The organism is Nostoc sp. UIC 10890 (genome assembly GCF_054786515.1).
Genome location: NZ_JBSGKF010000001.1, coordinates 4469422 through 4492485, shown reverse-complemented (window position 1 = coordinate 4492485; position 23064 = coordinate 4469422). Strand labels below are relative to the sequence as shown.

Sequence of the window (23064 nt, the reverse complement as noted above, 5' to 3'; positions counted from 1 at the left end):
TTATCTTGTCACAGATTTGGTTGTGAGGTGATGTCATATCTGTGTCAAAAGCAGTCAAAATAGACAAGTTGGTATAAAAGCAGCCGAAACAAAGATGCTAGAAACAACAAACATCGAAATTAACACTTGCTATGTCAAAGTACCTAACAATGACTTAGAAATCGATGCTTACTTAGCTCAACCAGCACAAAAGGGAACCTTTGGAGCGGTTATAGTTTTTCCAGAAATTTTCGGAATCAACAGTAATATTCGAGATATCACCGAACTAATCGCTAAACAAGGTTATGTAGCGATCGCACCCGCGCTGTATCAACGTGTTGCTCCCGGTTTTGAGGTTGACTATAGCCAAGAAGATGCTGGCTATAGTCCAGAAGGCTATCAGCTTGGTTTACAATACTATCAGCAAGTTAAGTATCAGGAAATTTTAAGCGATATTCAAGCTGCGATCGCGTACCTGAAAACTTTACCCAATGTCAAAGATGATGCGATCGGTGTTATTGGTTTCTGTTTTGGTGGTCATGTTGCTTACATGGCTGCAACTTTACCCGATATCAAAGCAACAGCTTCGTTTTACGGTGGCGGCATTACCAGTTCCAGTTATGGTGAAGAAACTCCAACCGTCAATCGCACCTCGCAAATTCAAGGTACTATTTATGCATTTTTTGGTACAAGAGATGCATTAATTTCCCAAGAGGAAAATCAACAGATAGAGGCAGAATTAAAGAAATATAACATTAATCATCGTGTATTTCGATACGACGCAGGACACGGATTCTTCCACGGATTCTTCAAAGACAAGTACCCATTCATCACCCAGAATCCGAGTTACAATCCCGCAGCGGCCCCTGATGCTTGGAAACATGTTCTAGAACTGTTTCAAAATCACTTGTAAAACCTAAAAATTCAGGAGTAATAATTCAGAATGTTTAGAAAATTAAGGATGCTATAGCTTTTTAATTATTAAGCTTTAGCCTCAAAATATTCTGATTGTTTCTGTAAAACTAAATGATATAGATTGTGGTGTCTTGTCGCCAAGTGCAATACACCACAATTTCAGAGATAATTCGTAAATAAAATCTAAAGATAACTGAATCTGATTTTACTCATAATATAGACTAAATCAGTGTATTTATACAGTCATGCTGCCATAATAGTTCATAAATTTAATCAACATTATATGGTTAGTAGACATTTTCAAATACTCTAAAAAAAGGATTTATAAATGATTGATTCTCTTATTGTATTCTTTATATTATTGCTAACTATTCCTTTTATTATTGCTCAGATTATGCCTAATATAAAGTGGCTAATAGCTTATACTATTTTTTTTGGAGCCTTAGCTATTTGACTGTATTATGAGCATATAACAACGCCAACCTATCGGCAAGGAAATGGTTTCTCCTACGCGTTTGGAATAGCAGGTGCTTGTTTATTTGATACATCGATAATTGTAGGAATTATTAATAGAGCTATTGTATTATACTTTCGGTCAATAGGTTATACAATCAAAATCTGGTTTATAATTAGCTTATTTTTCCTTGATCTAATGCTTATTGCACTTATTTTTCCTGCATTGTTAACAGTCTATTGATAAAGTAAATATTAAGTAGAGTATGTTACGGCTATACAAGGATTTGAGAGTTTGAGAAAGTCATGATTAGCCGTAACACACTAGATATGTTGGTGCGTTAAGCGTTGCTATAACGCACCCTACTGTTTAAGGTTTAATACAAAATAAAATTCCAAAACTGCGATACTATTAGCTTTAAGCTTTGGAATTTTTAAGCAGGAATTGACAACCACATAAAAACGGGTTTGGACTGTCTGTGCGATCGTCCGCAAGCACTTCAATGGGAAGCTTACTGTTGTAAATCAATTCGTCATAATCCATCAATGCATCCCATTTGATTTTGCCAGTGGGGAAGCCTAGCTGTGAAGCTGCATCGGCTATTAACTCTTGCCATTTCTGAATCTCTGGATCTTGCGATTTGGAATAATCTAGAATGGCAATAAATGCACCAGGCTTGGTAACTCGCAGGATCTCTGCAAGAGCGCGGACTGGATCGTTAACGACACAGAGCGTATATCCTGACGCTGCTGCATCAAAGCTATTATCAGGAAAATCAAGATTGCAGAGATCCGATACTTTGAAAGTGATGTCTGCGGATACGCGTTTTTTACGTGCTTCATCCATCATCTTTTCAGAAAGATCAACACCGACGACACTTACACCTTCAGGATAAGCTGAAAGATTAAGACCTGTTCCTACCGCAGCATCTAGTACAGTTTGTCCTGGCTTCAGCTGCAAAGAAGCAATTAGAGGGTTGCGCTCAATGTGCCAGTAACGCTTCATAATTGCGTCATAATCCACTGAACCCTGATCGTAGGTTTCAATCACTTGATTTATCTGCATAGCTTTCATAACAAATAGGACTACTGGTTTTAACTATCTGTTCAACTGTATAATATGTTGGCGTCCAAACCTCGTGTATTTTACTACTAGCTAAATAACTTGACAATTTAAAATTAAGTAAGTGGGTGAAAATAAACTAAATTATGTTATGAAACGTAAATAGGCTTAAAACTTTTAGTCAATGACCAATAACATAGACGCGCCAACGGCTTCCCGCAGGGTAGGACAAATGACAGCCCCCACGAGTTAGCTTTAATTGCGCCAACTTACTTGGTATGAAATTAAACCACTCCATGAGCTTTTAGCCGCAGAGGAATCTGAATGATAAACTCGGTTCCAACTCCCGAAGTTGAGATGCACTCCAGTTTACCGCCGTGTTTTTCCGTGATGATTTGGTAGCTGATGGACATACCCATTCCGGTTCCTTTGCCAATGGGTTTGGTGGTGAAAAAGGGATCGAATATTCGTTGCTGAAGTTCTTGGGAAATCCCGACTCCGTTATCAGCGATCGCTACTTCCAACCATGTTAAATTAACCACAGATGTGCGAATCTTGATTCGATTGGGGTTATCCTCGATCTCCTGATAGGTGCGCTTGGCATTATTTTCTTCTAATGCATCAATGGCATTCACTAAAATATTCATAAACACCTGGTTGAGTTTTCCGGCATAACATTCTACTAGAGGTACAGTGCCGTAGTCTTTAATCACCTCAATTTCAGGTTGTTCTGGTTTAGCTTTGAGACGGTGTTGCAAAATCATCAAGGTACTGTCCATGCCTTCATGAATATCGACGCTTTTGAATTCTGCTTCATCGATGCGAGAGAAGTTCCGCAGCGACAGTACAATCTGGCGAATGCGTTCAGTGCCTACTTTCATCGAAGACAACATTTTTGGCAAGTCTTCTTGCAAAAACTCTAGTTCCATGTCTTCAGCAGCGGTTTGAATTTCAGCACTAGGGTTAGGATTATATTGCTGATACAACTGCACAAATGCTAATAAATCTTGGGTATATTCCTGCACATGGACAAGGTTGCCATGAATAAAGTTGACTGGATTATTAATTTCGTGTGCGACTCCAGCAACTAATTGTCCCAGACTAGACATTTTTTCACTTTGAATAACTTGAAATTGAGTCCGCTGCAATTCTCCTAATGCATTTTTGAGTTCTGTGGTGCGTTCTTCTACTCGATCTTCTAGTTCTTCTTTGCTTTTCTCTAAGGCTGTAAAGGATTCGTGTAGTTGTCTTGCCATCTGGTTGAAAGAGTTGGACAGGGTATTAAGTTCTTGAATGCCGCTACTTTCCACTGTCTGAGCTAAATTGCCGGATGCCATCGCTTTACTTGCCCAATTCAGGCGCAAAATCGGGCGTACAATCCAATGGGAGGTAAACACGCCCATCACGGAGGCAAGAACTAATGCCCCAATACAAAGGGCGATCGTGGTGTTGGTGTTGGCGTTAATTTGCGCCATGAATGCATTTTCTGGCAAACTCACTACCACCAGCCAATCTAAACCATACTTGTCACGCCAAGGTACAACATCAACAAAATGCCGTTTTCCTTGCAGTTCAAGCTGAAAATCTGTGTCTTGAGTGATGGATGTAAACCCGTTGAAGCTTTGGAGGTGTTTGGCAACGTTCTGGATGATTGCATCAGAACTGTCAATCGCCCGCACTCGCCGGATCTCTTGATTGACGAGGACAAAAGGCTTCTCTGTACCGGAACTGGCGATTAATGTACCATCCCGCTCTAAAAGGAACACCCGTCCAGATTGACTAATATTCAAATTGCGTAAAAAATCGCTGAGTTTCAATAGATGAATATCAGAGGCAATCATTCCTAGTAAGCGATTTTGCGAATCATAGATTGGACGACTAGCAGAGGCGGCAATGTAGGGGCCTGTTGGAAAATTTGCAGTATAAATCTTTGTCCAGATCGGTTTACCAGCAGCAATGGGTTGGGTGTACCAAACTTCGTTGAAGTTGTCCCAAGTAAAACGATTATTAACTTGAGTCCGATTGCCCTGATTATCCGTGGCGTAGTTGGTAGTGTTATTGGGAAGCTTGGCAGTCCAATCATCAATGGTGATCGTTTTGCCATCATAACGAGCGGCTCCCATTCCCTCACCCGTCGCTAGTCCAATACCAATATAAGTCAGGTCATAGGCCTGCATTTGATCCCAGAAATACTTGCCAAGGGTTTTGCGATCGCTCACATCCAATAATCCCCTGCGGATAGTATCTGCGTTGATCTGATTAAGGGTTTGCGGAATGGAAAGACGAGACTTCAAATGTTCATCCACTACCTCGCTGGTGCGATCCATCAACTGTTCTGCCAGATCGTTAACTGCTCTTTGTCCATTTTTGAAGGACAAATAACCCACTAAACTAACCGCTCCAAAAATTTGAATAACAAAAGGAATAACAAGAACAATCTGTAATGGGAACGCCTTACCTTTGCCTAGATAGTGAGTCTTCATTGCTGTAAGCTGGAACTTTATGCTGATTTGATTTACTTCTATAGTTCCCAAGATGCTCACGCACTTACCTTTGTCTAAATTTTTTGTTAAGTCAAAGGTACGATAAGGCGTCTTGTCGCAAAGCGCAACACATCATCATAAGTAGGTAAACATAATTAATTACACAATGTCATTGCAAATGCAGCGTTCGCGGTGGGGTACGCTTAGAGCGAGTCCGCGTACTCTTACAGAGAAGCAAGCTATGCGTAGCGTCTGTGTGCGACACGCTCCGCGAACGTAGAGAGCTTCTTCATTCTGACTTCTGAATTCAGAATAGCTGAATTCTTCTTTATTTTCATCGTCAGACTGTAAACCCTGTAACCCACAGCGTACAACTGATCTAAGCCCAGCGATAGCCGTTTCTATGTCCAAAGATACAAGTTTATTGATTTTTGAGAGATTAGTCAGAGATTAATGAGATATTAAGTTGAAAAACTAATTCAGATAGAAACTTATGGCAACCGAGCAAGAGCTTCAATCTCTTTTTAATACCTTAGATAGCGATCAAGACGGCAAAGTATCCATTAATGATCTGTTTTTAAGTCCTGGCTTAAGTGCAATCATTTCATCAGAAACAAATACCACTAGTCCCCAGGAATTGCTAGTAAATTATGATTCAGACGGAGACGGCAGTATTACCTTTGAAGAGTTAAAGGAAGCAGTTGAGAAAGCAAATAATTTAAACTAGCAACCCAATCCCTAACACCCAATACCCAAAAATCCCTCTCTAGCCCCTGACTTTTCACGTCATGTGGAAAAGCCAACGAAAAACCTAACCCCCTAACCCCCTTCCCTTGTAGGGAAGGGGGAAGATTCAAAGTCTCTCTCCTTGTAGGAGAGAGAAATAGAAGTGAGGTTTTCCAGATCCCGTGAAAAGTCAGAACTAAGAAGTGCTAATCAAATATCCTAAACATTCGACAAAAGCTGAACCTTACCATCGCTAGACTCAATCTGGCATTCCCAGCCGATGACTGGGAACTAGTACCGCAAGGCGGAATTAAAAATTAAAAATTAAAAATGAAGACAGCGTAAGGGTTTTGTTGATTGGGAATGGGTGGTTTATTTCCGCCGTGCTGTACTAGGTAAATATATTAAAAGATATTTGTAAAGTCTAATTTATGATTCGTAGAAAGAATTTTTTGGGATTCACCGGATTCTATTGAATTTTTCAGAATAATGGCTCATCTACATCATTTTTTGTCTTCACTGAACTGGATTGAGCTATAAAGGAAATATTTATGACATCACAATTTTTTCGTGGGATTAATTATACTGAAAAAGTTATTTCAGATAGTGATCAGAAAGTTTTAGGAACTGCCAATCCAGACTGGTTTATTGTAGAAGGCAACAACAATGTTGTGAACACGGGAAATGGTAACGATGTTGTCTTACTAGGAAGAGAACTAGACTTAATCTTTCATTTTGATACTAGCATTTTTAGTGGTCAGGTTTTGCAAACTAGTCCAATGTCTTGCAATTCTAATGTGCTTGATGCGATCGTTCGTACTGGAGCAGGAGATGATTATGTCAGTTTAGGATCAGGCAATTACACAATTTCTTTGAGCAGTGGAAACAACTTTTTAGACGATTACGGTGGGAAGTATCTATTCGATGCTGATGGTAATATTATTGGATTAGAGCCAATTTCAACATTAGTTGCCTCAGCAGGATCAGGCGACGATATTTTCTCTTTAAGTGGATTCGCCAACCGAACCATTAATGCGGGAAATGGGAACAACTTAATTTTGCTGGGAAGCGGAGATGCCAATATCAATGCAGGCTCAGGAAATGATATTATCACCAGTGAAATTTCAATATTGACTTATATTTTTGATGCAAAATTGTCATCCTACAACCAAACTATAAAAGCTGGAAATGGTGATAATCAAATTGCTGTTGTTCCCTATGGCGAAACCACAATTAAAGCTGGCAGCGGCGATGATTTTATTTTGGCTGCTGGAACCTCTAATTCAAGTTTTGCAGAGATTTTTGCAGGTAATGGTAACAACACAATTATTACAAGTGATACAAACAGCACAATTAGGTCTGGCTCAGGTGATGACTTAATTTTTGCTGGGTCAGGTAATGACACTATCTATGGGGGAAATGGGAACGATGTAATCAATCTGCGAGGAGAAACGGTTTGTCTTCCTAACCCTTTAAGTACGGATACAAACCTGTTTGGTTCATCTATTGAGGTAACAGGCGGGGGAAATGATACAGTCTACTTGGGTCAAGAGAAAGACACAGATACAGTAGTTTTAGGGAGCAGTGGCTTTGCTGCTATCTATGGCTTTGGTTGCAACGATCGCTTAAATGTCAGCGGCTTAAATGCCAGCTTCAGCCGGGTAGGAAATGATACGTTGATTAGTTCATGTGGTGGTTCTTTGGGAATTCTCAAAGGATATACAGGTTCAGTAAATTTAGTGTAGGAGTTGGAGTCAGTGCGATCGCCTAACTGCATAGAATATGTTAGGACTTACGATCTGAAAACCTGAAACCTAAATTCCCCCTAACCCTTGAAAAATAATGGGTTGGGGGATTTTTGCGTGTAGTCGTATGTAACGTATTATCTTAAACAAACGCAATTGCTTTTGTATTAAGACAAAGAAATTTTACTTGCGAGTTAGGTTAAGCAGTTCTTTGGGAGAAGCAAGTAAGTCAATAGCCACAAAGTAAATTTGACCTTGAGGATCGAGTAAAAATCGCCAAGCAATGTTCATCCCAACATTACCTCCAAACCAAGGAGTTTCTACCGTACCAGTAATCTTATGCTGTGTATAACCATCTTCTATGGTTTCCGAAATGCCTTTGGTTGGCTTCATCACTAACCCTTGTCCCTCATCTCTTAGGTAGGCAGTGATTGCTTCTCTACCAACAATTGGTTTTTGGAAGGGTGGTTGCAGCGCACCGTTGTTAGCAAATAAAGCAACAGCAGCTTCAAAGTTATCTGCATTCATCGCTTCAATGTATTTCAGCACTGTCGGTTCTGTAACTCCCTCGATCGTAAATTGGGGACTTAGGGATGTACGTGGGAAGTTAAAGTTTATGACTTCTGCCTGTTTATTATCAGCCAGAGATGGATCGAAGCCCATATTTACTACAGTATTACGTAGTACAGTAATTTGCTGACTCTGATCGATTTTCTGAACAGCTTCTAGCACTGCTTTAACTTCAGTTGACATTTGATAGCCAGCAGGCATAGGAGCGACGATACCCTCTTTCATCCACTCTCCTAACTGCCACCAGAATCCTAATTTGGCGTTGACACCAAAGTATGCATAAGAACGGCTGATGGGAGTATCAGCATTACTCGCTAAATCTCTCATTAACTGCGTTTGTTCTTCATGAGACATCTGCTTAATGTCGTTGAATATACCTTCCATTAATTGGAGATTTGCTTTTCCGGGAGCAGCTGGAGTAATTGTACGACCTAGTTCAGCGTAGGCATACCAGAGAAATGCTAGTTGATCGTCAACATTGAGTTTAGCAAACATTGCTGTAGTGGCTGGAACTGCATCTGCCACTTGAGTGCTAGAGAAAATATTGCGTGCGGACTCGATACTATAAGTCATGCTTATTACCTTAAAGATTTACCTATTTAGTAGTTGCTTTTAACTACATTTTGTAGCTAGAAGGGTAAATCTAGGGCATTTTTATTGGATGACATAGTTATCCCTAGATTTTCAAATTTGATTCATTTTTATTTACTACTCTGGCATCATAGCTGGTAAAGATTAACAAAAGACTAAGATTTTTAAGATTTATCTGATGAATATCATTGAATGAAATGTATATCTACTATTTATTTCAAATTTCTAGTTAAATCAAAGTATTTTTTTGAAAAAGATATCCTTCTAAAGAAAGATATTTAACTATATATTATCTATCTATGGAAACAGATATCTACGTTTTCACTTTTTTGACACTACAAATAGAATTTGGTAATTGCTTCAATTAGTTTTTTTAATTACTGGCAGATTTATCTCTAGCCGTAGGTTGGGCTAAATCAAGTGAAATCCGTCTGATGTAAGTCCTCGCTTTGTTTATTAGTAAGACACAACTTACAATTTTTTGCGATCGCCATTTAGTTACGAGATGGCTGTATGTGGTTTGCAAGGATGGAATGCACTATAATTTGCCTATGATCAAACCTTAGCGTAAGCGTAGCCCTTCGTAGACATCGCTGATCAATCATGAATCTATCTGGAATATATTAAATAATTGATTATTCCTAAGATTATTAAATGAGCCGGGTAAAATACATAGAACCATCTAGTTCGTGAACCTTGTTTACCATTGAATTGAAAAACAATGAGTCCTGCAAAAATTGCCCAACCTTGAAATATATTAATCATAGATAGGATTACTAAAGTAAAAAAGTGAAAGATGCACCAGTAGAGCAACCATATTTTGGGCTTTAGTTTATCTGTAAGGGACATCAAGAAAATTACTCCAATCCCATAAGCTCCATAGGAAAAGTCCAAGTTCTCGGCAACTACTGCACACAATCCAATAATTATTGATTGCTGCCATAATTGCGGATAACGCTTTACTAAGCGCAACATCACAAGTCCAAGAACAAGCGTGTAAAGAATATTAAATGATAACCTCTGGAAAATAAAACTATAGATTGGCTGAGATATAATTGCTGTAATTAATAGCCTGCTTCCATAGCGGTACACATTTTTGGTGTGTTTTTCGCCTTTTGCCAAGAGCCATGCAAAAAGGGGAAAGCTCAATCGCCCAAAAAAGTGCAAGATTAGAAACTCTGGCATTAGCAAATAGCACACATGATCCATAACCATGAATACTACTGCTAAGATTTTAATGTTAAAAGCTGAAACTTTAATCACAACGTTACAGTTACCTTATTAGATTCGTTAATATAAAATATCTAAAACTTTATTTATTTAATATAAGAGTTATTCAAAATCCTAGCAATTTGATAACATTAACAAAAAGGGCAATATCTACGAAGGGCTGTTTAGTGACACCCTCTTTAGCAGAAATAACAAAAACACTATGGCAAAGCGTAAGAAAAGCAATCTCCAGTGGATTAAAGAAACGCTTGAACTAAAACCTGACCATCGCTGGGAATCTCCATCAGGCTACAAAATATTTGTTGCAGATAGAGGCGCTGTTCGCTTCAATGTTCCCCAGAATTGGGTTTTTGAGCCACAAGAGAAATCCTTCAAGTTCATGGATAAAAAACCGCCCAACGATGATTGCTGCTTAGAAGTATCTTTTAATCGTCTGCCACCCAATGACTGGAGCCAGTTTCCGCTAAAATCCACGTTGAAGAAAGTCCTGGAAGATGACAGTCGCAACATCATTTCCAAGGGGGAAATTATTACTGTCAAGCGTCAAACCGCCAGAATTGTCTGGACAGAGATGAAGTTCATTGATGTTCAAGAAGAACCACGGGAAGCTTTTTCGCGGACTTGCATTGGTTTGGGGTCGAATGTTCAGTGCTTGATTACATTCGATTATTGGGCAGATCAAGCAGAACAATTAATACCCGTTTGGGATGAAGCGATGCGTAGCCTGACACTAGGGTTATATATTCGTGACCCCATGACTGGTTTAGCTTTCCCAGACTGAGTTACAACAAGGAATTGAGGCGATATTGACGATGGGCGTAGTTGTAGCACCTCACAATTTCTATATGCTAAATTTGGAGCGGGATAGTAACAAAGTTACAAAGCTATTGTTTAGGTTCTATATGCCTAGCTGGTGCGCCAAGCTTTTGCATAAGCGTATACCGCCGAGTCCTTTAAACTATACCATCGTTTGATTAGCTCAGTTGGTAGAGCGATCGACTCATAATCGATGGGTCACAGGTTCGAGTCCTGTATCAAACTCCAGGAAGTTAGCTCACTGGTAGAGCAATCGACTCATAATCGATGTGTTGTAGGTTCGATTCCTATACTTTCACCCAAAACCCTGTCCGGGTCAAAAGACACTACCCTTTTAAGGTAGCCAATATGGTACGGATCTTAACAGATTCGAGACCCCTCATTTTCTCAACTCTGCGTGCAAGTGTTTTGCTGTCGGTCATCACTCGTAAGGGTGATGTTCGGTAGCCACAGTTAAGGAGTAAGCGCAACTGCATTTCTCTCTAACTTGAGTATGTTCCTTCCTTTCCTACATCTAGTTTTCCTGCGGGATTCTAGATTGGCAAACGAACGGCATATTTGAGCGCGGTTATTTTTTTCTAGATTGCCATTGAGTAGTCGGGGAAAAATAACAGCAATCTTAATCCAGCTTTGGAGAAGCTTTTGCCCACACCTGAACTGTAAACACTTGCACTAGCAGAGTTAAAAAACATTTTGTAGTATTATAGTAGTACAAATAGCTAAAACAAATCCTTGAGCCTTTTTCTACAAGGTTGCAAACTTCAATAATTCCTATATTCAAGCTGTAATATGGTATCTGTCAAATCACCCATAATAAGCAGTTTGTAGTAGGGGCTTCAGTCCTCAAAGCTAGGACTAAATTCCTTACTACGAACTAACATTTTTATTCTATTTGATTAATCCAGACATCGTAGAAGATGACAAGTTTTCTTGCAGGTGGTATTTAAGTTTAAAGAAGGTTATAAATGTCTTGACTAAATATTCTTGACTAGTTGCGTTGGCGTAGCCCGTCGTAGACATCGCTACGCCAGTCGCAAGCATCGCCTAGCTTATCTAAAATATCGTGCAAATTCTCTATGCAAATTACTATGTGGCAAACGTTTTATATCAAACCTAACGAAATCGGCATCTTATATCACCGCAGTGACTTTAAGAAAATTTTGCAACCTGGTACGCATACATATTTTGGTCGGCATTGGCAAGTAAAAATTTATGATCTCAATCAGCCACTAACTCAGATTGAAAATCTAGAACTGTTGTTGCGAAATCACGAAGCCGAACTGCAAGAACATTTATTGATTATCAGAACTGCATTCAACCAAGTTGCGTTAGTCCGCTATGGTCAAAATTGGGTAAGCGTTGCACCAAATAAATTGATTGCTTTTTGGCGTGGTTTTATTGAGGTAGAGTCTCATATATTCAATTTGGAAGAAAGCTTAGAATTACCTAGTTCCTTTGTACAGCAATTGCGCTCAGTTGCGTTGAATGGACTGAAAAAGTTCCAAATCTCCGAGTATGAGATTGGTTTATTATATCTGCAAAACAATTTTGTGCGACCTCTAGAACCAGGAGAGTATGCTTTTTGGTCGGTAGATAGAGATGTTACAGTCCGAATTCTCAGCCGGATTATCCCTAACCCAGATTTTCCCCTGGAAGATGTACTCATTGAAAAACATCCCGACTTTATTGCTGCTTACTGTGAAACCGTGCAATTACTGGCTTCGCAAGTTGCAATTGTGCGCTATCGAGGGAAAGTGATTTCTATTTTGCCGCCCACAAGCCGCAAACTATTTTGGCAAGGTGTTGCAGTGGAAATTCTCGACATCAGCGCAGATGCTCAGTTACAGCCTAACTTAGTAGCTGAGTTAGTTGAAGGTTCAACAGAAGTAAAATTGCTCAGTCGCAACTGTTTGCATATTTGCCAAGTTCCCGCACAACACGTTGGACTAGTATACATTAATCAAGAGTTTCAAGGATTGCGATCGCCAGGGGTACATGCTTGGTGGTTATTTGGACGCTCTTTTCAAACCGAAGCCATCGACCTGCGACTACAAAATATGGAAGTATCCGGTCAAGATATCCTCTCTAAAGATAAAGTACCTCTGCGGTTGAATTTGACGGCTGGCTTTCGCATACTCGACCCATTGAGGGCAAAAAACGGGTTATCAGATATTTCTGGTTATTTGTACAAAGAATTACAGTTTGCTTTGCGTGGTGCAGTTGGCGAACGCAACTTAGATGCTTTATTAGAAGATAAAGGTGCAATTGATAGAAGCATCTCTGAATACATTCGCCAGAAAGCCGCAGACTATGGAATTGAAGTCGATTCTGTAGGTGTCAAAGATATTATTTTACCTGGTGAGATTAAGGCTATCTTGAGCAAAGTAGTGGAGGCAGAAAAAACCGCTCAAGCTAACGTAGTCAGACGTAGAGAAGAAACTGCTGCGACTCGCAGTATGCTAAACACTGCCAAGGTGATGGAGGATAACCCCGTTGCGTTGCGTTTAAAGGAACTCGAAGTATTAGAGCGGATTGCAGAGAAGATCGATCGCATTCAAGTTAATGGCAGCTTAGATAGTATTTTAACAGACTTGATTCGGATGAATCCGTAGCGATCGCGGCAAATACTCACGCAGTAAAAGACCAGTATAATAACAGTAGGTCTATCTACGAAAAAACGAGTATGCGACAGTCAGCTTCAGACTCTCAACAAAACCTTGCTCAAAAAATTGCAAAGTGGAAAGCTGGGCTGGCTGACTTAGGACGACGAAATCCTCTCATCAAGTTTCGGCAAGATAGTCCTCGAATATTAGAAATTCTGACAGAAGAACCAGATGTTCTCTTCAAAAATCTGACAGAAGATAAGAAATCGCTTTATTTTCAAATACTTGATGGCGAACATCAAGATATTATTCAGTCCAGAAATACCAAGGCATTATCAGCACAAAGAAATCCTCTTGAATTAATTACTCGTCAAAGAGGCAGTGAACAACTGAAACGACTGAATAAATTGCGTCTTGAGTCGCGACGCTCATTTGAAGAACGAGGGGTAAACAGCCTATTCTTGGCGCTGGGAACGTTGACTTGGTATGACAAGGACAAGGATAAGCCAGAAGATATTTTGGTATCACCACTAATTTTAGTTCCTGTAGAGTTAATTAAAGAACCTAGACGAGATGTTTATAAAATATCTCTATTAGATGAAGATGTTGTATTAAATCCAACGCTGACACAAAAGTTAAAGCTAACTTTTGGGATTGAGCTTCCAGAGGTAGAAGCTATACAAACACTAACTTATGACGAAATTATTGCTGAAATTGAGGAGCTACTAGCAGAACAGAAGACATGGCAAATCAAAGAGAATGTATTTCTCTCACTGTTCTCTTATGCAAAAGCTGCAATGGTTCGGGATATTATCGAAAATGAAGCTTTAATTTTTGATCACCCAATTTTACAAGCAATTAGTGGTGATTTAACTACTTATCAGTCTAACTATAAAGAACCCCTACCTGCATCTGCTCTAGATTCACAAGTTAAACCTGAGCGAATATTTCAAATTCTTGATGCTGACTCTAGCCAGCAAGTCGTGATTGAAGCAGCAAAATCTGGTTCTAGCTTTGTTGTCCAAGGGCCACCAGGAACGGGCAAAAGTCAAACTATTGTAAATATAATTGCTGAACTAGTTGGCGATGGCAAATCAGTTTTATTAGTTGCAGAAAAGGAAACAGCGCTAAGTGTAGTTTATAAGCGTATGGCTGAATGTGGTTTAGACCATATATGTCTTAATCTCCACCATAGTGGAACAACAGATAAGCGGGAGCTTGTAAATAATTTATCAAAAACTATTGAATATATCAAACAAATTTACGGAGCAGAAAATTATCACGGTTTGTTTGAACAGCTTATTTCTACTCGTCAATCGCTAAAATTATATCTGACAAGTTTACATACTAAAGAACAGCCTCTAGATAAATCGCCTTTTGAGATATTTGGTGAGCTTTTGAAAAAAGAACGCGAAGCAGTTCCCAATATTAATGTCATATTTTCCAACTTTAGCCAATGGAATGTTAGTAGATTACAACAGGCAGAAGACTTATTAAATCAATTAGCAAAATTTGTTCCTTTCTTTACAGGAGAAAAAACAACTATTTGGGAAAAAAGTTCTCTAGATTCTTATTTTTATGAAATGGAATTGCAAATTACACAAAAAATAGAGGAATTCCAGCAAGCAATTTTTTCAGTCCAAAAGATTAATCAAGAATTACAACAGACTCTCCAAGTTCAACCTTTATTGAATTTAGAGTCTTTAGATAAGTGTTATCCAGCCATAGACTATATACGAAAAGCGCCATCCAATCTTCCAGAAAACTGGACTGGAGTAGATGTAGCAGTTGCTCACAATGCTTTCACTATTCTGCAAACAGACGTTCAAGAGATTGAAAAAAATAAGCTTTCGCAAGAAGCACAAAATTTGCTGAGTCGGCTTTCTTCATTTCTCCCATTTTTAAGAGGAGAAAAAACAACGATTTGGGCACAAAGTACTTTAAGTTCTTGCTCTGAAATGCTGGAGTTATAAATAAATAATAAAATCAATAAATTTCAACAAGCAATTTCTTTGATTCAGACAGCTAGCCAACAGATTGCAATTATTCTAAGGATTAAACCTTTATTGAGTTTGGAAAATGTAGAAACTTACTTTCCTGCTATTCAGCATATATTGAAAGCTCCACCTAATTTACCTGATAACTGGACTGGAGTAAATATAGCAATTGCTCAGTATGCTTTCAGGATTCTAAAAACAGACATTCAAGAGATTGAAAAAAATAAGCTTTCGCAAGAAGCACAAAATTTGCTGGCTCGGCTTTCTTCATTTCTCCCATTTTTAAGAGGAGAGAAAACAACTATTTGGGCACAAAGTACTTTAAAATCTTGCTCTGATACACTGGAATTAGAAATAAATAATAAATTTAATAAATTTCAACAAGCAATTTCTTTAATTCAGACAACTAGCCAACAGCTTCAAAGAACTATTAATATTCAGCCTTTATTGAATGCGGGAGATATAGAAGCTTGCATTCCTGCTCTTAAACATATATTACAAGCTCCATCTAATTTACCCAATAATTGGACTGAATTAGATATTTCTATCGCTCAGAATGCCTTCAGCAAAATGAAAGCAGATATTAAAACTCTGGGAGACAAGGAGCCACTTTTAAAACAAAAATATCATCCTGAATTATTCTCTTCAGAATTACCTGCTTTAGCTAATAGATATCAGAAATATAGCCGCTTTTGGCTGATTAGAATTTTTAACTCCAGATACAGACGAGATGTCAAGCTTTTGAATAAACTCAGTACTAAAAAAGGGCAAGTTTCTCACAACGAATTAAAACGTGATTTGGCGCAAGCGGTTCAAATACAAGCTGCACGGAACGAACTATATCAAAGCAATTACCCAGCACGTCAAGTTTTTGGCTCTTTATTTAACCCGGAGGTTTCTAGTGAAGCAGAGTTAAAAGAAATCGAGCAAGCTTTAAGTTGGTTGACTGGCTTACAGAAGTATTCGCTTCCTACAAATTCAGTCCAGCAGCTTCTAAATTCTCCCTCTACACGACGCGAATTAGCTGAATTAGTTAAGAAGCTTGAATCCCTTCCTGAAGATATTAGCCAGGGTATGGATTTCTTATTTTCATACTTTAATGAGAATGATGTTATTGGGCAATATCAGCCTCATAATCAAATTTTATTTACCGAACTGGCAACTTTTTTAAACATAGCTCAATCCGACTTACCCAATTTCCGCCAATGGTTGACTTATAAAGAAATCTATAGGCAACTAGAAAATTTAGGAGTCCTAAATTTCTTAGATGCATTGCGCGACAACAAACCTAATCCTATTGAGTCTGTAAGAAATAAGTTACGTCAAATTGAGTACCAGCCTCGTCAGATTTTTGGATCTTTATTTAACCCAGAATTTTCTAGTGAAGTAGAGTTAAAAGAAATTGAACAGGCTTTAAGTTGGTTGATTTACTTACAGAAGTATTCGCTTCCTGTTGATTCAGTTCAACAACTTCTGAATTCTTCCTCCGGACGACGCGAACTGGCTGAATTAATTAAGAAACTTGTATCCCTTCCTGAAGATATTAGCCAGGGCATGGATTTCTTATTTTCATACTTTAATGAGAATGACATTATTGGTCAATATCGACCTCACAATCAAATTTTATTTACCGAACTGGCAACTTTTTTAAGTCTAGCTCAATCCGACTTAAGCGACTTACGCAAATGGTTGACATATAAAGAAATCTATAGACAACTAGAAAGTTTAGGAGTCCAGGATTTCTTAGATGCTTTGCGCGATAACAAACCTAATCCTATTGAGTCTGTACAAAATAGGCTACGTCATACTGACTACCAGCCTCGTCAGGTTTTTGGATCTTTATTTAACCCGGAAGTTTCTACTGAGGCAGAGTTAAAAGAAATCGAACAAGCTTTAAGTTGGTTGACTGGCTTACAAAAGTATTCGCTTTCTGCTGATTCAGTCCAGCGCATTCTAAATTCTCCTTCTAAACGGCGCGAACTGGCTGAATTAGTTAAGAAATATGAGTCAGCCCATCACCGTATTAGGCAAGGATTAGATTTCCTGCTATCACACTTTGATGAAAGTGACATCACAGATTCTTACTTACCTGGCAATCAAATTACTTTTGTCGAGCTAGAAAGATTCTTAAACTTGGCTCAATCGGAACTGCCTTATTTTCAAGAATGGTTGACTTATAAAGAAACTTATCAGAAACTCGAAAATCTGGGTAATAATAAGTTTTTAGATGCTTTACGTGAAAATCAAATCAAACCAGAGCAATGGTTCCCTGTTTTAGAAAAGCGAATTTATCAAATATGCCTTGATGCTATTCTTGCCAAAAAACCTGAGTTAAAGAATTTCAACCCAGAAGTACATGAACGACAAATAAAGGAGTTTTCTAAACTCGATTTTAAGCAACTAGATACTGCTAGAGAACGTTTAAAGCAGCTTCATGTCCGACGCTGGCAAAACTGGGAAAAGACTTCACTTGCTCTAGCTGAGTTGCAAAATTTGAAAAAAGAAGCGAATAAGAAAAGCCGACATTTGCCCATTCGTAAACTCCTCAATGATACACAAAAGGGAATACCAAATATTGCTAAAGCTTTAAAGCCTTGCTGGATGATGAGTCCACTTTCTGTTAGTCAATATATCAATCCAAATGTAATTCATTTTGATGTTCTTATCTTTGATGAAGCATCTCAACTTCGGACTGAGGATGTTGTTCCTTCAATTATCCGTTCTAATCAAGTGATTGTAATTGGGGACAAAAAACAACTTCCTCCCACATCATTCTTCTCAACCGGAGACAGCCAAGAAGATATCGGTGATGAGGATGATGCAAGCTATGAAAGCGTTTTAGATGAATGTTCAAAGTTTATGTTTGGACGCACACTGAAATGGCACTACCGCAGTGAAGATGAGCGTTTGATAGCTTTCTCTAACCATCATTTTTATGACGACAATTTAGTTACATTTCCAAATCCAGTTCAAAACCCAGATTTAGGAGTGTGGTTTAAGCACGTTCCTGATGGCGTTTACGATCGCAGTGGACGCACAGATAATCGACGCGAGGCTCAAGTGGTTGCTCAGTTGGCATTGGAGCATTTTCAACGGTTTCCAGAACAATCCCTTGGTATTATTGCCTTTAGCGAAAACCAAGCCGACGCGATTCGGGAGCAAATTGAGATTTTGGGAAAAGAATATCCTAATCTGGAGACGTTTTGCAGGGATAACACGCCTCAGTTTTTTCTGAAAGCATTAGAAAACGTTCAGGGTGATGAGCGAGATGCCATTATACTCAGCGTTGGGTATGCTCGTGATTCTCAAGGTAAGCTTTATCTCAACTTTGGCCCCCTAAATCGGCAAGGTGGAGAACGACGGCTCAACGTCGCTGTGACGCGGGCAAAAAGTAAAATTACACTTGTTTCTTCTATTGTGGCTGGTGACATCGACAAAACACGCGCCCAAAGCAAAGGTGTAAAATTACTACATGATTACTTGGAATACGCAGCAAGTGGTGGAGAACGACTACAAGGTAACTCTTACACAGATACGCTTAAGTTTGACTCGCCATTTGAAGAAGATGTTTACCATACCTTAGTCCAGCAGGGGTACACTATCCGCACCCAAGTTGGATGCTCAGGATACCGGATTGACCTTGGTGTAGTTAATAGCGATCGCCCTGGTGAGTTTTTACTGGGGATTGAGTGTGATGGTGCATCTTACCATAGTTCACCTACTGCCAGAGATCGCGATCGCCTCAGACAACAGGTACTTGAAAGGCTTGGTTGGAAAATTCACCGCATTTGGTCAACAGACTGGTTTCGTAACAAACCTGTTCAAGTTCGTCTGTTGATAGAAAAAATTAAACAACTACAACAAATAAATAGCTAAAAGGTTTGTCCGCGATCGCTTTTCAATGTATTTTGCTCAATTGCGCCATTAAACTAAAAATTGAAATTGATTATAACGGGGATAGATAAAAATTTACATCTTTGTGTAGTAATACTTGCGAAGGTGTATGTTTACACTCAGTCTGCATTAATAAAACATATACTTGATAGATAAGCTTTAATTATGCCGATTAAACAGCATGGAGTCCCTACAATGTCAATTGATGAAGTGAAAAACCAGCAAAATAATGGTCTAGTTCAACCCTCTACAGACTTAATAGAAAACCTAATGAAGGCAAAACACAAGAACAAATCTAAAAAATCAAAACGGATTTTTGATGGTAGTACTGAAGCTTTTGCCAAGAAAATTCCCAAAAAGACTTTTGAAACGGAACTAAAGCAACTCCAGATTGAGCTAGTCAAAATGCAATACTGGATTAAGCACACTGGCTATCGAGTTGTCGTCATCTTTGAAGGGCGCGATGCTGCCGGCAAAGGAGGAGTAATTAAACGCATTGCCGATCCACTCAATCCTCGTGGCTGCCGTGTAGTGGCTCTGGGAACTCCCTCTGATCGCGAGAAAACTCAGTGGTATTTTCAGCGTTACGTGCAACATCTTCCCACAGCTGGCGAAATAGTCCTTTTCGATCGCAGTTGGTACAACCGAGCCGGAGTTGAAAAAGTAATGGGCTTTTGTACTGAAGCAGAATATCAAGAATTCATGCAATCTTGCCCTGAGTTTGAACGAATGCTGGTGCGATCGGGCATTGTTTTAATCAAGTACTGGTTCTCCGTCAGCGATGAAGAACAAGAGAAACGCTTTCTCTCTCGCAGTCACGATCCAGCAAGGCGCTGGAAACTCAGCCCAATGGATTTAGAATCACGCGATCGCTGGGTAGAATACTCTAAAGCAAAAGATACTATGTTTGCTTACACAAATATTCCAGAAGCTCCCTGGTTTACGATTGAAGCAGATGATAAAAGACGGGCACGGCTCAACTGCATTCATCATTTGTTGAGCAAAGTTCCTTACGAAGATATGACACCTCCTCCCTTAGACCTTCCATCTAGACCCGTGGCTGAGGATTATGTTCGCGCCCCCCGCAATGAGCAGTTTTTTGTCCCTCAAGTGTATTGAGCAACATTCCTGAGTCGAAACTATGGAGTACAGCGACTTTACTCTAGAAAAAGTTTCGGCTATTTTGGGAATCATCACCCAAGAAGCTAAACCTAATGATTCATAACGTATTTTTTGGAACAATGATAACCACAATTTAACGTACTGAAAGATGAGCCATTTTCTAACACTTGTGATTGTTGATCGCACAGAAGCAAACCCAAGCAAAAAGGCGAAAGAATTGATGCTGCCATATTTTGAAACGGATGAAGATAATCCATCTTTGCAAGCAAAATGTGACGGATTTGCTATTGGTGGTCAGTATGATGGCTTAATTTGGGGTAAGGAGCAGCATTACAATCTCAACCCAGAAGAATTTCAACGTCGATACGGGCTAGATATTGTGCAATCAGAAGACAATATTCGTCCTATCTCTGCCCTAATGTCTGACTTAGTTTCATACGCTATCGTTACGCCTGATGGAAAGTGGCACGATCGTGAAGGAAAATCCAATGAAGAATGGCTAGAAAAGTTCCGAAGTCTTTTACGCCAATATCAAGACAATATAGTGGTTGCGATTGATTGTCATTATTGATTAAAGGGATTTTGGCAAAGTACCCGGATTGTTAATAGAGGATTGGACGGTTTAATGCGACACCGAACAGCCCGTCGTAGACATCGCCTAGTTTATTGTCGAGTGAGGGCGATGCCCTATAGTCCGTCGCAGACATCGCAACAACAGTCTACTTCTTGTGCATCTGACACATAATCCCTAAAAGCGATCGCTTAAAATATTATTAGTGATGGTAGTTAAACTTAATAGTAAAATTTCAAGTATTTGCTTGAGGGTATAAGCAATGACGGCGAAAGAGCAACTTCTTCGAGAAATTGAGCAAGCACCAGAGGAACTGATAGAAGCAATTTTGTACATTTTACAGTCTGTAAAGGCACAATCTAGCAGCTTGCAAAGTTTTAATCAAGATAGTATTCAAGAAGCAGATAACACCCAAGTAATTGCTTCTCCTGTTCAAGCAGATAACTCTCTGCTAAATCTCTTCAACGAGTTCGCGCAATTTGCTCAGAGTATTCCTCCTGAAGAACTGGTTAACTTGCACACAGATAGTGCAGAGCAGCACGACCAGTATCTCTATGGAACTTCTCAAACATCAGCATGAATCCTGTTTTCGTAGACACGTTTTACTGGATAGCGCTTGCTAATCCACGAGATACATGGCATGTCCGCACTCAAGACATACACAAATCGCTGGTGCAAACAAAACTAATTACAACCGATGAAGTGCTGACTGAGTTTGTGAATTATTTCTCAACTGCTGGTAGATACACCCGAAGCGGAATATTTCAACTAGCACAAAGCATTTTACAAAATGATCGGGTTCAAGTTATTCCCCAAACACGCGAATCCTTTTTAGGTGGTCTAGCTCTGTATTCTCAACGTTTTGATAAAGGCTACAGCTTGACAGATTGCATTTCTATGCACACCATGCGCCAACTGGAGATCATAGAGGTACTGACACACGATAAACACTTCACCCAAGAAGGCTTTGCAATCTTGTTGTCTGATATCATGTCCGGATAATCACTTATGATAAAAGAGGTGAGTGCAAAGATGACCAATGCCGAAACGAATTAGTGTAGCCACACATCTAAGTATTGAAGAGCTAGAACAACGTTACCGTCAGGCTAAAGACGGCATAGAAAGCCGTCAGTACCAGATTATTTGGTTAGTAGCCCAAGGCAAAAAAACGGAAGAAATCGAGGAAATAACGGGCTACAGCAGAACCTGGATATACGCATTAGTAAAAAGATACAACGAGTTAGGAGTGCAAGGATTAGGCGATCGCAGAGTATTCAACCAAGGTACACAGCCACTAGTGGATGATATCGAGCAGGCACAGTTATGGCAAGCGTTACAAGAAAAAGCACCGGATGGAGGATTATGGAATGGCAGGAAGGTGGCAGATTGGTTAAGTGAAGTAACAGGAACTCATATTAGCAGACAGAGGGGATGGGAAATATTGCGGCAGATGACATTTAGGCTCAGAGTACCCCGTCCGTCTCACACAAAAAGTGATCCTTTTGAGCAAGAAGTCTGGAAAAAAAAATAGCTACAGAAGTAGAAGAACTTCAAGCCAACTACCCAGATGCGGAAATTCAGTTGTGGTGCGAAGATGAACATCGCTTGGGACTCAAACCAGTTTTGCGACGAGTTTACGTCCCAGAAGGAGAAACACCAATTGCTGATGTAAATTGGCGGTTTAAATGGCTCTGGTTGTATGCTTTTGTACATCCGAAAACAGGAGTTACTTATTGGTGGATTCTTCCTTATGTCAATACAGAGCTATTTAACAAGGTTTTAGCGGATTTTGCTCAAGAATTTGGTTTAGGTGCTGATAAACGTATTTTGTTAGCTGTTGACCAAGCAGGATGGCATACCAGCAAGGGTTTGGAGATTCCTGAAGGGCTGCACTTAATCTTTTTGCCATCTCACTCACCCGAATTACAGCCCGCAGAAAGGCTGTGGACTTTGGTTGACGAACCAATTGCTAATCGCTCTTTTGAGACACTCAATGATTTAGAGAATGTCTTGTTTCATCGGTGTCAATCTTTACTCCAACAGACAGAGTTAATTCGTGGCTTAACTGGTTTTCATTGGTGGCTTCAAATTGGTGTTTAATCGTAAGTCATTACCCGGACATGATATGATTGAGTGTCGCAAGTAAGCAAAACGCTATTGAAGCTGCGATCGCAACAATAGTCTACTTCTTTTACTGCGATCGCACTATCTCGTAAATTAGTTTTATTAACACGCAATCATCGGGATTTCAGCAAAGTACCTATATTGTTAATTGAGGATTGGACGGTTTAATGCGATCGCCTAGT

17 protein-coding genes, 2 tRNA genes and 1 pseudogene are annotated in these 23064 nt (G+C 39.4%); 14 read left to right on the top strand and 6 right to left on the bottom strand.

Annotated elements, in window-relative coordinates; genetic code table 11:
• Positions 1–94: 94 nt before the first annotated feature.
• Positions 95–892, top strand: coding sequence for a dienelactone hydrolase family protein (locus ACWATR_RS18515; protein WP_460335389.1), 798 nt, complete (start codon positions 95–97; stop codon positions 890–892).
• An 873-nt stretch (positions 893–1765) separates the two neighbouring features.
• Here ACWATR_RS18515 and ACWATR_RS18510 read toward each other — a convergent pair.
• On the bottom strand, positions 1766–2413 hold the full coding sequence (locus tag ACWATR_RS18510) for a class I SAM-dependent methyltransferase (protein ID WP_460335386.1): 648 nt from the start codon (positions 2411–2413) through the stop codon (positions 1766–1768).
• A gap of 281 nt (positions 2414–2694) precedes the next feature.
• Positions 2695–4893 carry an ATP-binding protein gene (locus ACWATR_RS18505; protein ID WP_460335383.1) on the bottom strand — a complete coding sequence of 733 codons (2199 nt, stop codon included), beginning with the start codon at positions 4891–4893 and terminating at the stop codon, positions 2695–2697.
• 493 nt (positions 4894–5386) lie between these two features.
• Here ACWATR_RS18505 and ACWATR_RS18500 point away from each other — a divergent pair, with 493 nt between their 5' ends.
• Both ACWATR_RS18500 and ACWATR_RS18495 read left to right on the top strand, forming a co-directional pair.
• Entirely contained in the window at positions 5387–5620 is a 234-nt protein-coding gene (locus tag ACWATR_RS18500) for an EF-hand domain-containing protein (protein ID WP_460335380.1), read from the top strand.
• 550 nt (positions 5621–6170) lie between these two features.
• A complete protein-coding gene (locus tag ACWATR_RS18495; RefSeq protein WP_460335377.1) occupies positions 6171–7364 on the top strand; it encodes a calcium-binding protein in 1194 nt (397 codons plus the stop codon).
• A 183-nt stretch (positions 7365–7547) separates the two neighbouring features.
• On the opposite strand, the gene ACWATR_RS18490 is transcribed toward ACWATR_RS18495, so the two are convergent.
• Together ACWATR_RS18490 and ACWATR_RS18485 are read right to left on the bottom strand one after the other, a co-directional pair.
• Positions 7548–8507: an orange carotenoid protein N-terminal domain-containing protein gene (locus ACWATR_RS18490; protein WP_460335374.1), complete on the bottom strand. Its 960-nt coding sequence runs from the start codon at positions 8505–8507 to the stop codon at positions 7548–7550.
• A gap of 627 nt (positions 8508–9134) precedes the next feature.
• Positions 9135–9788 carry a TraX family protein gene (locus ACWATR_RS18485; protein ID WP_460335371.1) on the bottom strand — a complete coding sequence of 218 codons (654 nt, stop codon included), beginning with the start codon at positions 9786–9788 and terminating at the stop codon, positions 9135–9137.
• Positions 9789–9957: 169 nt separating this feature from the next.
• Between ACWATR_RS18485 and ACWATR_RS18480 the strand changes: the two genes are divergently transcribed.
• From ACWATR_RS18480 to ACWATR_RS18470, 3 genes are all read left to right on the top strand, one after another.
• A complete protein-coding gene (locus tag ACWATR_RS18480; RefSeq protein ID WP_460335368.1) occupies positions 9958–10536 on the top strand; it encodes a hypothetical protein in 579 nt (192 codons plus the stop codon).
• Between the two features lie 187 nt (positions 10537–10723).
• A tRNA-Met gene (locus tag ACWATR_RS18475) sits at positions 10724–10799 on the top strand.
• A tRNA-Met gene (locus ACWATR_RS18470) sits at positions 10799–10873 on the top strand. Before ACWATR_RS18475 ends, ACWATR_RS18470 begins: the two co-directional genes overlap by 1 nt.
• 586 nt (positions 10874–11459) lie before the next feature.
• On the opposite strand, the gene ACWATR_RS18465 is transcribed toward ACWATR_RS18470, so the two are convergent.
• Complete coding sequence (locus tag ACWATR_RS18465; protein ID WP_176727130.1) at positions 11460–11612, bottom strand: hypothetical protein; 153 nt, start codon at positions 11610–11612, stop codon at positions 11460–11462.
• Between the two features lie 47 nt (positions 11613–11659).
• Between ACWATR_RS18465 and ACWATR_RS18460 the strand changes: the two genes are divergently transcribed.
• The 8 genes and pseudogenes from ACWATR_RS18460 to ACWATR_RS18425 all read left to right on the top strand — a co-directional run bounded on the left by ACWATR_RS18460 (position 11660) and on the right by ACWATR_RS18425 (position 22858).
• Entirely contained in the window at positions 11660–13183 is a 1524-nt protein-coding gene (locus ACWATR_RS18460) for a slipin family protein (protein WP_460340511.1), read from the top strand.
• Positions 13184–13254: 71 nt separating this feature from the next.
• Positions 13255–15147: a DUF4011 domain-containing protein gene (locus tag ACWATR_RS18455; RefSeq protein ID WP_460335365.1), complete on the top strand. Its 1893-nt coding sequence runs from the start codon at positions 13255–13257 to the stop codon at positions 15145–15147.
• Positions 15148–15186: 39 nt separating this feature from the next.
• Positions 15187–19047, top strand: a complete 3861-nt coding sequence (locus ACWATR_RS18450) for an AAA domain-containing protein (RefSeq protein ID WP_460335362.1) — start codon at positions 15187–15189, stop codon at positions 19045–19047.
• 213 nt (positions 19048–19260) lie between these two features.
• Positions 19261–20184, top strand: a complete 924-nt coding sequence (gene ppk2, locus ACWATR_RS18445) for a polyphosphate kinase 2 (protein ID WP_460335359.1) — start codon at positions 19261–19263, stop codon at positions 20182–20184.
• 151 nt (positions 20185–20335) lie between these two features.
• On the top strand, positions 20336–20758 hold the full coding sequence (locus ACWATR_RS18440; protein WP_460335356.1) for a hypothetical protein: 423 nt from the start codon (positions 20336–20338) through the stop codon (positions 20756–20758).
• A gap of 262 nt (positions 20759–21020) precedes the next feature.
• Positions 21021–21338 carry a hypothetical protein gene (locus tag ACWATR_RS18435; protein ID WP_460335353.1) on the top strand — a complete coding sequence of 106 codons (318 nt, stop codon included), beginning with the start codon at positions 21021–21023 and terminating at the stop codon, positions 21336–21338.
• Positions 21335–21760, top strand: a complete 426-nt coding sequence (locus ACWATR_RS18430) for a type II toxin-antitoxin system VapC family toxin (protein WP_460335350.1) — start codon at positions 21335–21337, stop codon at positions 21758–21760. Before ACWATR_RS18435 ends, ACWATR_RS18430 begins: the two co-directional genes overlap by 4 nt.
• A 37-nt stretch (positions 21761–21797) precedes the next feature.
• Positions 21798–22858 (top strand): annotated as a pseudogene (locus ACWATR_RS18425) (IS630 family transposase).
• Here ACWATR_RS18425 and ACWATR_RS18420 read toward each other — a convergent pair.
• Positions 22855–22995 carry a hypothetical protein gene (locus tag ACWATR_RS18420; protein WP_460335347.1) on the bottom strand — a complete coding sequence of 47 codons (141 nt, stop codon included), beginning with the start codon at positions 22993–22995 and terminating at the stop codon, positions 22855–22857. The pseudogene ACWATR_RS18425 and the gene ACWATR_RS18420 overlap by 4 nt on opposite strands.
• Between the last annotated feature and the right edge of the window lie 69 nt (positions 22996–23064).